General features: G+C 65.0%; 3 protein-coding genes. 2 read left to right on the top strand and 1 reads right to left on the bottom strand.

Annotation, left to right across the window (positions count from 1 at the left end):
- Positions 1-455 precede the first annotated feature (455 nt).
- Together ACK59L_RS19985 and ACK59L_RS19980 are read left to right on the top strand one after the other, a co-directional pair.
- Positions 456-881 carry a hypothetical protein gene (locus tag ACK59L_RS19985; RefSeq protein ID WP_409275563.1) on the top strand — a complete coding sequence of 142 codons (426 nt, stop codon included), beginning with the start codon at positions 456-458 and terminating at the stop codon, positions 879-881.
- Complete coding sequence (locus tag ACK59L_RS19980; protein ID WP_409275561.1) at positions 881-1,567, top strand: ATP-binding cassette domain-containing protein; 687 nt, start codon at positions 881-883, stop codon at positions 1,565-1,567. Before ACK59L_RS19985 ends, ACK59L_RS19980 begins: the two co-directional genes overlap by 1 nt.
- 224 nt (positions 1,568-1,791) lie before the next feature.
- Here the strand turns inward: ACK59L_RS19980 and ACK59L_RS19975 are convergent, their stop codons facing one another.
- A complete protein-coding gene (locus ACK59L_RS19975; RefSeq protein ID WP_409275559.1) occupies positions 1,792-14,742 on the bottom strand; it encodes a non-ribosomal peptide synthetase in 12,951 nt (4,316 codons plus the stop codon).
- Between the last annotated feature and the right edge of the window lie 185 nt (positions 14,743-14,927).

Genomic DNA, 14,927 nt, shown 5'->3' with positions numbered 1-14,927 from the left:
AACACGACGGCGACCTACTTCCCTATTTCCTTCGACATGCTTACCCTCTCACCGCCAGTCGCTCGCTTTTTTAAAACTTGAGGACAGGGTAGCTACGGAGCAGACAATCATCTGACAGTCATAAATCAGCGGGCATTCAACTGCACCGCCGGGCCTTGCCAATAAAAAAAACAACAAAAATATGCCGAATCTCAATATTACTCACTCAAGAAAACCTCAGAGATACAGCCAGTCTTCTCTGGGCGGCCTTGGCACCCTTCCTTTTGTTCATGCTGAGTAGCCAGCCAGACCCCTCCACTACCTACTTGATACAAGCCGGCTGGTTTTACGCCTATATTTCTGCCAATGTCGCGTTATTCGGCTTCAGCTTTTACTTAATCGGCAGGCGAGAGAGCGGCTTCATTCGATCATTTATCTATCGACAAGAGCCACTGCTACTTTTCCTGGCGGCGCACATGACAACCTACGCACTCATGAGCATTCTCTACGCGTCGGTGTTCTACTTCTCGACCAAGGCCTTCCACGGCCCCTACTCACTCCAAGAGTACAGTTTTATCATTGCAGGTGTCGCAACAAGTTATCTCGGCTTCACACTCATCGGCTTCATAATAGCCTCTCTCCCCCTCACGTTCAGCACGGCCGGCACCCTTTTCTCGCTTCTGTCATTCCTCATGCTCGTCTCGAGCTATCTTGGCGCTGCCACCGTTGAGTCCCAGCACCCTGTAGCCATGCTCCTTAACCCACTAATTGTGAGCACCCGGCTTTTTCACGGCGACCTCGCTCTCGGAATGGTCTTCCCACCCTTATTCATGCTGTCCATCACAGCGCTCTACCTGACAGCCAAGCATTTTAGAATTCAACCGGTTTGGAGCCGTTACTGATGCGCCTACTAACCCTCACCGAACTTTCCTTCTCGTACCAAAAAAGGCTTCTGTTTCACAAGATAAATATCGACTTATCGCCCTGCGAAGCAGTGGGCATTCTAGGCTGCAACGGTGCCGGAAAGACCACACTTTTCGACATTATCAGTGGACTTCGGTACCCGACGGGTGGCGTGATTTGCAATAATGCTCGTCACCTCACCTACCTGACTCAGATCCTCACACCGCTTTCACAGCTTCGAATGGGGGAGGTTTACAAACTCATTACGCTTTTAAATATGCCAACATTGCTAAGCATTGATCAGGCCATCGTGCGCCTTGATGGGTGGTCTCCCGCATTGGGCCGGCGCTTTTCAGAAATTGCGCAAAAAAAGGCGTCCAAATGCAGTTACGGGGAAGTGCGCAGCTTCATCAGCTTGACGCTCTTGTTGACGAGCAGTGACTTGATCATGCTCGACGAGCCGACCGCGGGGGTAGATCCTGAATTTCGGCATTATATTTGGTTGGGCATCAAGAGCGCCTGCCGTGAGGGCGCCAGCGTCATGATATCGTCCCATTACACACAGGAAATCGTAGATAACTGCACCGCTTTTACATGCTCGCCCATCAACAACTTCAGGCATTCGATAACGCAGATCAATTGCTTGCTCGGTACCAGGCCAACTCACTGGATGAGGCGTTTATAAAGGCGCTAGCTGTATGATCGGTCACGCAAATCGTTATCACAGGCGCAGTGAACACGCTCGAGAAAGGTGAAGACGGCAGCTTGCGAGGCCCCCTTGAGCCGCGACCCGAGCGAGCCAGCTCGTGTCCTTGGGCTGCGCAGCAGCCCCAAGGATTTCAGCCCCGCCAATCATCCGGCGTCGTTAACCCTTGAACGAACGGGCAATTACCCATCGCCCGCCGCCCCTCACAAGCCTTCCAACTCCGCCATCAAGTCACTCAACCGGTCCACCTTGTCTTCATCCAGGGCGCTGCCCTGCAGTCCCTCCACGTACACGGCCAGTTCCGCCACCGTGCTGCACTCGAACATCGCCCGCAATGGCACGTTCAGCTGAAGTTGCTTCTGCACCCGCGAGGCGATCTGGGTGGCCAGTAGCGAGTGCCCGCCCAGTTCGAAGAAGTTGTCGTGTACGCCAACCCGGTCGGCCTTGAGCACCTCGGCCCAGATACCGGCCAGCAGGCCTTCGAGCTCGCTGCGCGGTGCCTGATAGGCCTGGCTGTGCTGGTTGCCGATGTCGACGGCGGGCAGGGCCTTGCGGTCGAGCTTGCCGTTGGCGTTGTGAGGCAAGGCTTCGAGCCAGGCCCAGTGCAGGGGCACCATGTACTCGGGCAGCTCGGCGCGCAGGCGTGCCTTGAGCTGAGCGAGCACGGTGTCGTCGCCCTTGACCCCGTGGTGCGGCACCAGATAACCCACCAGATGCTTGCCGTTGACTCCATCCTGCACGGCCACCGCTGCATCGCGGACCTGCGGCTGCTCGTGCAGCCGGGCTTCGATTTCACCCAGTTCGATACGGTAACCGCGAATCTTTACTTGGTGATCGATACGGCCCACATACTCAAGCACACCGTCAGGCCGCTGGCGGGCCAGGTCGCCGGTGCGGTACACACGCTCGCCGGGTGCACCGTAAGGGTGGGGAATGAACGCCAATGCCGTGCGTGCCGGGTCGCCCACGTAGCCTCGCCCCACGCCCGTACCCGCCACGCACAACTCTCCCACGGCCCCCAGCGGCACCAGTTGCTGTTCATCGCCCAGCAGGTACAGCCGGTTATTGTCGGTCGGGGTGCCGATGGGCAAGTAGCTGCCCTGGGTGGAGGCGGCATCGACACGGAAGAACGCCACGTCATCCGAGCATTCCGCTGGCCCGTAGGCGTTGACCAGGCCGATCCGTGGGTAACGCTGCAACCACTGCGCCGCCAACTCCGGTGGCATGGCTTCGCCGGTTGGCAGCATCCAGCGCAGGCCGTCCAGCGCCTGGTGTTCGTTGGCAAGCATGCCCTGGATCAGCGATGTCACGCTCTCAAGGACGGTGATGCCGGTGGCCTGAACATGGGTGAGCAGGCCCTGGGGATCGTGGGCAATGGCGTTGGGCACGATTTCGACCCGGGCGCCGAACAGCGGCGCGGCCAGGAACTGCCACACCGAAATGTCGAAGCTCTGCGATGCCGTCTGCGCGATGACATCGTGTTCGGTCAGCGCCAGGTAGGGCACCTTGCTCAGTTGGTTGTTGAGCATGCCGCGCTGTTCCACCATCACGCCCTTGGGCAAGCCGGTGGAGCCTGAGGTGTAGATCACGTAGGCGAGGTTGTCCGGGCCGCTGTAGACCTCAGGGTTGTGGCTGGCCGTGGTGCAGGTCTGGACGGTTTCCCACACCAGCAACTGGGGCCGTACGGCAGGGTCCATGGCTTGCAGCAAGGCCTGCCCCTGCTCGGCGCAGGCCGCGCTGCACACCAGCACTGGCGCGCGGCTGAGCTCAAGAATGCTTTGCAGGCGCGCAGTAGGCAGGCCTGGGTCCAGCGGCAGGTAACCGGCACCGGCCTTGAAGCTGCCCACGATCATGCCCAGCAGTGGCAAACCACGATCGGCCAGCAGGGCCACCGGTTGATCCACCCGGACACCCGCCTCGAGCAGTGCATGGCCCAGGCGGTTGGCCGCCAGGTTCAGGCCGGCATAGTCGTACTCGGCGTCCAGGCACCGGGCCACGGTACGCTGAGGATGGGCGGCCACGCGCGCCTCGAACTGGGCGACATAGCTGTGCTCCAGGGGATAGGCCCGCTGGGTGTTGTTGCATGTCTGGAGCAAGAAACGCTGTTCCTCGGCGCCCACCAGCGGCAACGCTTGCACTTGTCCGTCGAAGCCCTGGACCAGCGCCAGGAGCAGGCGTTTGAATTCGGCCAGCAAGCGCTCGACCGTCGGGTAGTCGAAGTAGCGCTGGTCGAACGAGAGGTGCAGGCCCAGGTCATCACCTGGGTAACAGACCGCGGTGAGCGGGAAATTGGTGTGGGTGCGGCCTGAGTCGGAGGTGGCATCCAGGTGCTGGGCGTGGTCGAGCACGGCAGTTTCCACCGGGGCGTTCTCGAACACGAACAGGCTGTCGAACAAGGGCTGGCCCTTGGGCAGTTCGCTGCACGCCTGGATGTCCACCAGTGGCAGGTATTCGTACTCGCGCAGTTCCATGTTGCGCTCCAGCAAACCCTGCAACCACTGGCGCACACTGCACCCCTGGCCGGCCGTTGGCAGCTGTACGCGCAGCACCACGCTGTTGATGAACAGGCCGACGGTGCGCTGCATCTGCGGCATGCTCACCGGCCGACCCGCCACGGTCACGCCGAAGGCCACGTCGCGCTCGCCGCTGTAGCGCGCCAGCACCAGGGCCCAGGCTGCCTGGGCGAAGGTGTTGACGGTCAACTGGTGGGCCTGGGCCAGCTCGCGCAGGCGAGCGCCCTCACTGACCGCCAGGCGTGTGTAGCAATCGCCGACGATCATGCCGCTGCCCGCATGCTCATGGCGCAGCGGGCGGTCGCTTGGCAGTGCCGTGGCGCGCTCGAAGCCGGCCAGGTTGGCTTGCCACCAGGCGCGCGCGTCGTCCAGCCCCTGGCGCTGCAGCCAGCCGATGTAGTCGCGGTAGCGCGGCGGCACCGGTAGCTGCGCCTGCCGGCCCTCGCCCAGCGCCTGGTAGATTTCGAAGAAATCGTTCATCAGCAGCGAGCGGCACCAGGCATCGATGAGGATGTGGTGGTTGCTCATCATGAACCAGTAGCGCGCATCGGCCACACGCACCAGGCGCAAATGGAACGGCGGCGTGTGCAACACGTCGAAGCCGGCTTCGCGCTCCTGCTTGTGCAGGGCTTGCAAGCGAGCCTCCTGGTCGGCGGCGTCCAGGTCGCGCCAGTCCTGGTAATCCATGGCCAGTTGCCCGGGCTTGTGGATGATCTGCAGCATGGCCTCGCCGCTGTTCCAGCTGAACGAGGCGCGCAAGGCTTCGTGCCGCGCCACCACCTGTTGCCAGGCCAGGGCGAAGCGCTGGGGGTCGAGCGCGCTGTTGATGCGATAGCGATCCTGCATGTAGTACAGGCCGGTGCCGGGTTCGAGCAGGGTGTGCAGCAGCATGCCTTCCTGCATGGGGGTCAGCGGGTAGACGTCCTCGATCAGGTTGGCTGGCACGGGCAGCGCGTCGATCTGCGCCTGGGTAAGGTGCGCCAGGGGGAAGTCCGATGGAGTGTAGCTGCCCTGCCCGTCTGCCAGGCAATGGTCGATCAGCGCTATCAGCTCTTGGCGATAGGCGTTTGCCAGTGTGGCGATGGTGTGCGGTTCATAGCGTTCACTGCTGAATGTCCAGCGCAGTTGCAACGCACCGCCGTAGACCTGGCCATCGACACTCAGCCAGTTGGGCAGCGGCGCATCCGGGTCATGGGCCAGGCCCACCGGCGCGTCCACCGGCGTGAACAGCGCGCCGTCGTCGAACTGCTGGTCGAACTGCCCAAGGTAGTTGAAGGTGATGCGCGCTTGCGCCAGGGCCGCCATGTGCTCGCGCGTTGCCGGGTCCGCCAGGTAGCGCAGCACACCGTAGCCAAGGCCCTTGTGCGGCACCTGGCGCAACTGCTCCTTGATGTGCTTGATGGACGCCGCCAGAGCTTGGTCATCATCCCCTGCCAGGGGCGACAGGCTCAACGGGTAGGCATTGGTGAACCAGCCGACGCTGCGGGTCAGGTCCATGTCCTCGAACAACCCGTCGCGGCCATGGCCTTCCAACTGCACCAGCGCCTGTGGCTGACCCGTCCACTGGCACAGGGTGCGGGCAAGTGCCGTCAGTAGCAGGTCATTGACCTGGGTGTGGTAGGCCGCAGGCGCCTGCTGCAGCAACTGGCGGGTCTGCTGCGCATCCAGGCTGATGGTCACGGTACGGGCATGACGCTGCAAGTTGCCGCCTTGTGGATGATCGCAGGGCAGCTCATGGCGTACCTCGCCCACTTGCGCCTGCCACCTGCCCAGCTCATCACGCAGCGAATCGCTGCTGGCATAGGCGGCCAGCCGCGCCGCCCAATCACCTGGGGCATGGGTCTTGGCCGGCAGGGCCTGGCCTCGGTACAGCGCCTGCAGGTCTTCGAGCAGGATGCGCCAGGAAACGCCGTCGACCACCAGGTGATGGATGGCCAATGCCAGGCGTTGCTCACCCTCCCCGTCACTCACCAGCAAGGCACGGAGCAAAGGACCGCGCTGCAGGTCGAGGCTGCGTTGCAGGTCGGTGTACAGCGCCTGGCAATCGTCCAGGTCGGCGACCGTGGCCGACCACAGCAGCTGTAGATCATCAGGCTGGGCGTACTCGCCCTGCCAACGGCCAGCCGCATCGCTGAAACGCAGGCGCAAGCTGTCGTGGTGCTCGACCAGGGCGGCCAGCGCGGTTTGCAGCCGGGTCTCGTCCAGCGGCGTGCGGCATTGCAACAGCACGGCTTGGTTCCAGTGCTGCGGCTGCGCCAAGGCGCTGTCGAAGAACCAGTGCTGGATCGGGGTCAGCTGGGCGATGCCTTGGCGCAGGCCTTGCTCGATGCTGTCGGTGGCCTGCACCGGCTGCACGATGGCCGCCAGGGCCTGGATGGTCTGGTGCTGGAACAGGTCGCGCGGGGTAAATTGCAGGCCGGCCTGTCGCGCGCGGCTGACCACCTGGATCGACAGGATCGAGTCACCGCCCAGCTCGAAGAAATTGTCCTGAACGCCGACCTGATCGACGTTGAGCACCTCGCCCCAGACCTGCGCCAATTGCGCTTGCACCTCATTGGCCGGCGCCTGGTACTGCTGGCGAGCCTGGTCGAGGTCGGGCAGCGGCAAAGCGCGGCGGTCCAGCTTGCCGTTGCCCATCAGCGGCAGGGATTCGAGCAGCACCAGGTGCGCCGGCACCATGTAGTCCGGCAGATGCTGATGGGCATGGGCCTTGACGGCCTCGCGCAGCTGTTGCTGGGCATGGGTGTCGGCAGCTGCGTACGGGCTTACGAGGTAGCCGACCAGTTGCCGTACGCCCTGCATGTCCACGGCGATGACCACCGCTTCATCCACATCGGCATGGGCCTGCAAACGGCTCTCGATTTCACCCAGCTCGATACGGAAGCCGCGGATCTTCACCTGCTGGTCGGCGCGCCCGATGTACTCCACCAGGCCATCCTGGCCCAGGCGCACCAGATCGCCTGTGCGGTACAGGCGCCCGCCTGTGTGGCTGAAGGGGTCGGCGACGAAACGTTCGGCGGTGAGGCCGGGGCGGTCGTGGTAGCCCTGGGCCAGGCCAGCGCCGCCCACATACAGCTCACCGATGCCACCCTGGGGCAACAGGGCCAGGTCGTCATCGAGGATGTAGGCCGTGCGTTGGCCGATCACCCGCCCGATGGGCACGCTGCCCAGGTCGGCCGCCAGTGTTTGCGGGGCCAGGGCGGCCAGCGGCATCACCACGGTTTCGGTGGGGCCATAGGCGTTGAACAGCTGATCAGGGATGAAAGCCTGGCGGATGCGCTGCAGGTGCTCGCCGGTCAATGCCTCGCCACCGGTGATCACCAGGCGCACCGGCAGGCACTCGCCCTGTAGGGCCAGATGCTGGGCCAACTGACTGCCGTAGCTGGGCGTGAAGCCCAGCACGCTGACGTGCTGCTCTCGCACCAGCTGGCAGATCTCGTCGGCGCCCCATTGCCCTTGGGCACGGATGACCACGCGTGCGCCACACAGCAGCGGCACCCATAGCCGTTCGCTGGCCGCGTCGAAATTGATGGAATAGAAATGCAGCTCGCAATCGTCGCTGCGCATGCCGAACGCCTCGATCACCGCCTGGCAGTGCATGGCGAACTCGCCATGGCTGACCACCACACCCTTGGGTTTGCCGGTGGAGCCGGAGGTGTAGATCAGATAAGCCGGGTGCTGCGCCAGGCTCACATCGTCCAGCGGCGCCTCGCTGTAGGCACCCAGCGTCGGCTGATCGTCTTCAAGGCTCCAGCAGGCCAGGTGCTCCGGCAGCGGCCCGAGGTCCTGCAGCAAGCGGCGTTGGCTGAGTAGCACGCCGACCTGGCTGTCCTCGATCATGTAGCGCAAGCGGTCCAGCGGGTACTCCGGGTCGAGCGGCACGTAGGCGCCGCCGGCCTTGAGTACAGCCAGCAGGCCGACGACCATGTCCAGCGAACGTTCGAGCGCCACGCCCACCCGCACCTGCGGGCCGACACCGCGCTCGCGCAAGGCACGGGCCAGGCGGTTGGCCTGCTGATCGAGCTCGGCGTAGCTCAGGTGCTGGCCGGCGAATGTCAGGGCCCGTGCGTGTGGGTCTTGGGCCGCCTGGGCCGCGAACAGTCCATGCAGCGTATGCCGCGCCGCACTGCTCGGCTCACCACGCAGCTGCGCAACCAGCCCCTGCTGTTCGGCACTGCTGAGCATCGGCAGCTCGCACAGGCGTTGCTGCGGCTGATCCAGCAGACCGACCAGCAACTGCTGCCAGTGCGCAGCCATGCGCGCGATGCGTGGCGCGTCGAACAGGTCCTGGCTGTAGGTCAGGCAGCAGCCCAGGCGGCCATCGAGGTCCGTGACCTCCAGGTAGAGGTCGAACTTGGTGGCGGCTGCGTCGTTGACCAGGTAGTCCACCTGCATGCCGGCCAGCGTACGGCTTTGCTGGAAGGCCCAGCGCTGCACGTTGCACATCACCTGGAACAGCGGGTTGTAGGCGCTGCTGCGCGGTGGGTGCAAGGCCTCGACCAGTTGTTCGAACGGCAGGTCCTGATGGGACTGCCCCTCGATGGCTGCCTGGCGCACCTGCTCGAGCACCTGGGCACCGGTCATCTGGCCGTCCAGCTCGCAGCGCAGCACCTGGGTGTTGAGAAAAGCACCGATCAACCCTTCGCTCTCGGGGCGGATGCGGTTGGCCACCGGGGCGCCGATGCGCAGGTCGCGCTGGCCGCTATAGCGATGCAGCAGCACGGCCAGGGTAGCGGTCATGGTCATGAACAAGGTCAGGCCACGTTGGCTGTTGAAGGCGTGCACGCGCTGCACCAGCGCAGGGTCCAGCTCGAACCTGTAGAGCTCGCCCTTGTGGCTTTGCACGGCAGGCCGAGGACGGTCGGTGGGCAGCGCCAGTACCGGGTGCTCCTGGCCCAGCCGCTGTTTCCAGTAGGCCAGCTGGCGAGCGCCCTCACCGCTGTCCAGCCATTGCCGTTGCCATACGCTGTAGTCCAGGTACTGGACGGGCAAAGGTGCCAGCGGCGACTCACGGTCGTCGACGAAGGCTTCGTACAGCTCGCCCAGTTCGCGGGCAAAGATGTCCATGGCCCAGCCTTCGGTGACGATGTGATGCAAGGTGAGCACGAAGACGTGTTCGCGCTCTTGCAGCTTGACCAGGCAGGCACGCAGCAGGGGGCCACTTTCCAGGTCGAACGCTTGGTGTGCCTGCTGGTCGGCCAACTGTTGCAGGCTGTGCTGGCGAGCGGCGTCGGGCAGTGCGCTGAAATCTTGCCAAGCCAGCTGCAGGTTGCTGTCGTCGGCCACGCACTGGTAAGGCACGCCCTCGATGCTGGGGAAGGTGGTGCGCAGGGTTTCGTGACGCACGATTAGCGCGTGCAACGCCCGCTCGAAGGCATCCACATGCAAGGTGCCGCGCAGGCGCGCCATGCCACCGACGTTGTAGGCCGGGCTGTTGGGCTCCATTTGCCAGAGGAACCACATGCGCTGTTGCGAATAGGAAAGCGCCACCGCCTGACGGCGATCCACGCGCGGGATGTCACCTTGCGCATTGCGTTCACCGCTTGCCTGGATGCGCGCAACTTCGGTACAGAAAGCGCCCAGCTCGCTGGCGTCGAACAAGGCCTTCAACGGTAGTTCGACGTCGCAGGCCTGGCGCGTGCGCGAGACGATTTGCGTCGCCAACAAGGAGTGCCCGCCCAGGGCGAAGAAATCGTCCTGCAAGCCGACCTGGGGCAGGCCCAGCACTTCGCACCAGATGGCCGCGACCTGTCGTTGCAAGGGGCTGTGCGGCTCGATGTGTTCACGTTGCTGCCACACAGGCGCCGGTAATGCCTTGCGATCGACCTTGCCATTCGGGCCGAGCGGCATCTGCGCCAGCCACATGAGCTGTGCCGGCACCATGTAGGCCGGAAGCTGCCCGGCGAGTGCCGCGAGCAGGGACCCCGATTCGGCGGTGCCACTGTAGTAACCCACCAGTTGTGCACCTACGGGGTCCTGGCGAACCTGCACCACCGCCTGCTCGACGCCGGCCTGGGCCAGCAGGCAGGCCTGCACTTCTTCGGGCTCCACACGGAAGCCGCGGACTTTCACCTGGTGGTCCAGGCGCCCCAGGTACTCGAGCGCCGGGTACTGCACCAACCAGCGCACTCGGTCGCCGCTTCGGTACAGGCGCTGGCCGTTGCCGCCGGGCTGGGGCACGAAGCGCTCGGCCGTCAGGCCTGGGCGGCCCAGGTAGCCACGGGCCAGGCCCGTGCCACCCAAGTACAGCTCGCCGGATACGCCAGGTACGCTCAAGTGCAGCTCATCGTCCAGCACCTGGCACAGTACATTGCCCAGCGGGCGACCCATGGGCGAATGCCCACCGTCGCTGGCGGTGCAATGCCAGTGGGTGACGTTGATGGCGGTTTCGGTCGGGCCGTAACGGTTGTGCAGCTGCACCTGTGGCAGCACCTGCAACACCCGATCCCGCAGGGCGGCCGGCAACGCCTCGCCGCCAGAGAACAGGCGGCGCAGGCTGCTGCAGCCTGCGGCCAGGGGCTCCTGCACGAACACCTGCAACAGAGGCGGCACAAAATGCAGGGTCGTCACGCCATGGGCCTGCACCAGCGCTGCGATGCGCTGCGGGTCGCGGTGCTCACCGGCACCGGCAAGCACCAGCTTGCAGCCGGTGATCAGCGGCCAGAAACATTCCCACACCGAAACATCGAAACTGATCGGTGCCTTCTGCATCAGCACGTCGTCCGCGCCCAGTGCGTAGGTCGCCTGCATCCACTGCAGCCGCTCGGCGAGCGCCCCGTGGGTGTTGCCCACGCCCTTGGGCTGGCCGGTAGAGCCGGAGGTATAGATCACGTACGCCAGGTTGTCGGCGTCCAGGTGCAGCCGGGGCGGTTGGCTCGGCCAGTTGTCCAGGTGCAGTTGGTCCAGCGCGATCACGCCAACACCCTGCACGTGCGGCAAGGTAGCCAATTGGCTGCTGTGGGTGAGCAGCAGGCCGGCGTTGCAGTCGGCCAGCATGTAGGCCAGACGCTCGGCCGGGTACTCTACGTCCAGGGGCACATAGGCGCCGCCGGCCTTGAGGATGGCCAGCAGGCCTACCAGCAGCTGGGGCGAGCGCTCGATGGCGATGGCCACGCAGGTATCGGGGCCGACGCCCTTGTCGCGCAGGTAATGGGCCAGGCGATTGGCCTGCTGATGCAGTTCGGTGTAGCCGAGGCTGCCGCCCTCCCACACCAGTGCGGTGCGCTGCGGGTGCAGGCGAGCCTGCTCGTTGAGCTGTTCGACCAGCAACTGTGGCGGCTGCGCAGCCGGCGCTTGCCCCCAGCCCAGCAACCGTGCGCGGCTCGCCTCATCCAGCAAAGGTACCTCGCCGATGGGCAGTTGCGGCGTTTCGCAGACGTGCTCGAACAGGCTCAACAGCTGCTGGGCAAGCCGCGCCACCGTGTCCTGCTCGAACAGCTCGCTGGCGTAGTCGAATGCCAGGCGCACACGGCCCTGATGGTCTTCTTCGCTGTGCAGTTGCAGGTCGAATTTGGCTTCCCGGCTGTGCCAGGGCAGTTCTTCGGCCAGCAGGCCCGGCAGGCGCCGCAACGCCGACAGGTCGCGCTGCTGGTGGTTGAACATGACCTGGAACAGGCCTTGTTCCCGGGCCTGGGGCAACGCCTCGACCAACTGCTCGAACGGCAGGTCCTGGTTGGCCTGTGCCTCCAGGGTGGCCTGGCGCACCTGGCCGAGCAATTCGGCGAACGGCAGCCGGCCATGGACCTGAGCGCGCAGCACCTGGGTATTGATGAAGAAACCGACCAGCCCTTGGCTTTGCAGACGCGAGCGGTTGGCATTGGGCACACCGACGCGGATGTCGGCCTGGCCGGTATAGCGGTGCAGCAGCGCCTGCCAGCCCGCCAGCAGCACCATGAACAGGCTGCAGTGGTGTTGATGTCCCAGGGCCTTGAGGGCCTGGGACAGGTGCGCGGGCACCTTCACGTTCAGGCGTGCGGCATGGTTGCCACGGTCGCTGGCGCGGGGATGGTCGGTGCACAGGTCCAGGACCGGCGCCGCATCGCCCAGCTGATTGAGCCAGTAGGTGAGCTGACGCTCGGCTGCACCCTCTGCCAACCACGTGCGCTGCCAGTTGCCGTAGTCGGCGTAGCCCAGCACGAGCGGGGGCAGCTTGGGTTCCAGACGCTGGCAATAGGCCGCATAGAGGCGCGCCAGCTCGTCCATGAGCAGGGTGAGCGACCAGCCGTCGGCGGCAATGTGGTGCAGGGTGACCCAAAGCTGGTGATGCTCCTCGTCCAGATGGACCAGCGTCAGGCGCAGCAGCGGACCCTCCTGCAGATCGAACGGCAGGCACGCCTCGGCCTCTCGCTGGCTGTCGACCTGCTCAGGCGCTTGCCCCTGCAGGTCGAGCCGCTGAAGGTTCACCGGCAGGTGAGCCAGGATGCGTTGCACTGCCTGGCCGTCGACTTCGCTGAACACCGTGCGCAAGGCTTCGTGGCGGGCCACCAGCGCCTGCAGGGCGGCTTCCAGAGCAGGTTCGTCCAGGGCCCCGCGCAGTTGCAGGCCAACAGGGATGTTGTAGGCAGCCGACTGCGGCTGCAGTTGCCAGAGCAGCCACAGGCGGTTCTGCGCCAGCGACTGGGGCAGTGGCCTGTCGCGGGACAACAGCTCGATGGCCTCTGTTTGCTGGCCTTGGGCAAGGCTTGTGGCAACCGCCTGGGTATAGTCGGCCAGCACCGGGGCCTCGAAAAGGGTGCGCAGGCTCAGCTCGATGCCCAAGGCGTCGGCCAGCGCTGCCGTGACCTGGGTGGCAGCAATGGAGTTGCCGCCCAACAGCATGAAATGATCGTCCGCCGCCACCGCCTCGACCTTGAGAATGTCGCACCAGAGACGGGCGATTTGCGCCTGCAACCCGTCGCCGGTCATGGCCTGGGTGGCCGGCAAAGCGGGCTGGGGAAAGCGCGCGTAGCAATCGAGGGTGCCATCGTCCATGCGCAGGCGACAGGCCGAGCGCTGGAGTTTGCCGCTGGAGGTCTTGGGCAAGGCACCCGGGTTGAGCAACAGGACCACGGCCGGGGCCTGGCGGCAGGCATCGGCGACGACGTGACGAAGCGTTTTGATCAGTGCCTCGGGGGCTGTCGTCTTCTGCACGTTGCGGCTGATCTCCACCGCCACGCCAATGGCTTGCTCGCCCTCGTGCTCGACGGCGAATACGGCCACCCTGCCCTTGCGCAGCGCAGGCACCTCACGCTCAAGGGTCTTTTCCAGGTCCTGCGGGTAGAGGTTCTGCCCGCGCACGATGAGCATGTCTTTCAGGCGACCGGTGACGAACACCTCGCCGCCGCGCATGAAACCCAGGTCGCCTGTGCGCAGCCAGCGCTGGCCATCCGCCTCGACGAACGTCTGGGCGCTGGCCTGGGCGTTGCGCCAGTACCCGTGGGCGATGCTTGGCCCGGCGGCCCAGATTTCCCCCACCTGGTTGTCCGCCAGCACCTGGCACTGCTCGGGTTCGACGATGCGTACCGCATGGCCTGGCTGTGGCCAGCCGCAGCTCATCACCACGCTGCCCTCGCCCGGCTCGGCGCGGTTTTCGGCAAAGGCCTGGGCATCGAGCGCCAAGGCGCCGATGCCCTCACCGCGGCGGCTGCCGCTGACGAACAGCGTCGCCTCAGCCAGCCCGTAGCTGGCGAAGAAGCTGTGTGGCTTGAAGCCGCAGGCCTGGAAGGTGTCGGCGAAAGTGGCCAGGCTGTCCTGGCGAATCGGCTCGGAGCCCGAGTACGCCACCCGCCAGCGGCTCAGGTCGAGCCCGGCCAGTGAAGCCTTGCTGATCCGCTCGCTGCACAGGCGGTACGCAAAGTCAGGGCCGCCGCTGATGGTGCCGCCGTACTCACTGATAGCCTGCAACCACCGCAGCGGCCGCGCCAGGAAATAACCCGGCGACATCAGCACGCAGGGCACGCCGCTGAAGATCGGCTGCAGCAGGCCGCCGATCAGGCCCATGTCGTGGTAGAGCGGGAGCCAGCTGACGATCACGTCGTCAGGGTTCAGGTCGATACCGAAGCCGTGGCGGATCAGCTGTTCGTTCGCCACCAGGTTGCCGTGGGTGACCTGCACCCCTTTCGGCAGGGCCGTGGAGCCGGACGTGTACTGCAGGAACGCGATGTCATGGGGTTGCAATGCAGGCTCGCGCCAATCCGCCGCCTGTGCGGGATCAAGCCGGTCAACGGCCAGCAGCTCCGGGGCCTGCGCGGCTTGCAGCGCCTCCAGGCCCTGAAGGCTTTCTTGCAATCGCGCGATGGTCAGCAGCAGGCGCGGCTCGGCGTCGTCGATGATCGAAAGCAGGCGCTCCTGATGGTGCTGACGCGCGGACTCCGGAGGGTAGGCCGGCACCGCGATGACGCCGGCATACAGGCAGCCGAAGAACGCCGCCACGTAGTCCGGGCCGCTGGGAAACAACAGCACGGCACGGTCCCCGAATGTAGCCCGCGCCTGCAGCGCGGCGGCGATGGCGCGGGCGCGCTGGTCAAGCGCCTGGTAGGTGAGCACGGCCTGTTCGCCGGGCGCATCGGCCAGAAAGCGCAAGGCGATCTTGTCCGGGCTCTGTACGGCGCGTTGCATCAGGGCCTGGACCAGCGAAGTCGGGAGTTCGAAGGCATGCGTCATGGGTGTTCCTGCCGGTGTCGGGTTGGGCGGGCCGGTGTGGCCACCTGCAGGGGCGGACAGCATCAGCGGCCGGGGATGTACAGAGGGGAACGGATGGCGGGGGGCAGAAATTAACGAAGCGCGGGTCAGGTGGAAAAAGACGGCCATGGCGAGTTAGCCAGGCGCAGCTATAGCCGTGGCGCCAT

This window comes from Pseudomonas sp. KCJK9111, from assembly GCF_046231935.1.
GTDB lineage: Bacteria > Pseudomonadota > Gammaproteobacteria > Pseudomonadales > Pseudomonadaceae > Aquipseudomonas > Aquipseudomonas parafulva_B.
Note: the sequence above shows the minus strand (reverse complement) of the source record. Positions and strands in the feature narration are given on the sequence as shown.

Coding starts and splice junctions, on each gene's coding strand:
- ACK59L_RS19985 (WP_409275563.1), top strand. CDS start 456: ATGACAACCTACGCACTCATGAGCATTCTCTACGCGTCGGTGTTCTAC.
- ACK59L_RS19980 (WP_409275561.1), top strand. CDS start 881: ATGCGCCTACTAACCCTCACCGAACTTTCCTTCTCGTACCAAAAAAGG.
- ACK59L_RS19975 (WP_409275559.1), bottom strand. CDS start 14,742: ATGACGCATGCCTTCGAACTCCCGACTTCGCTGGTCCAGGCCCTGATG.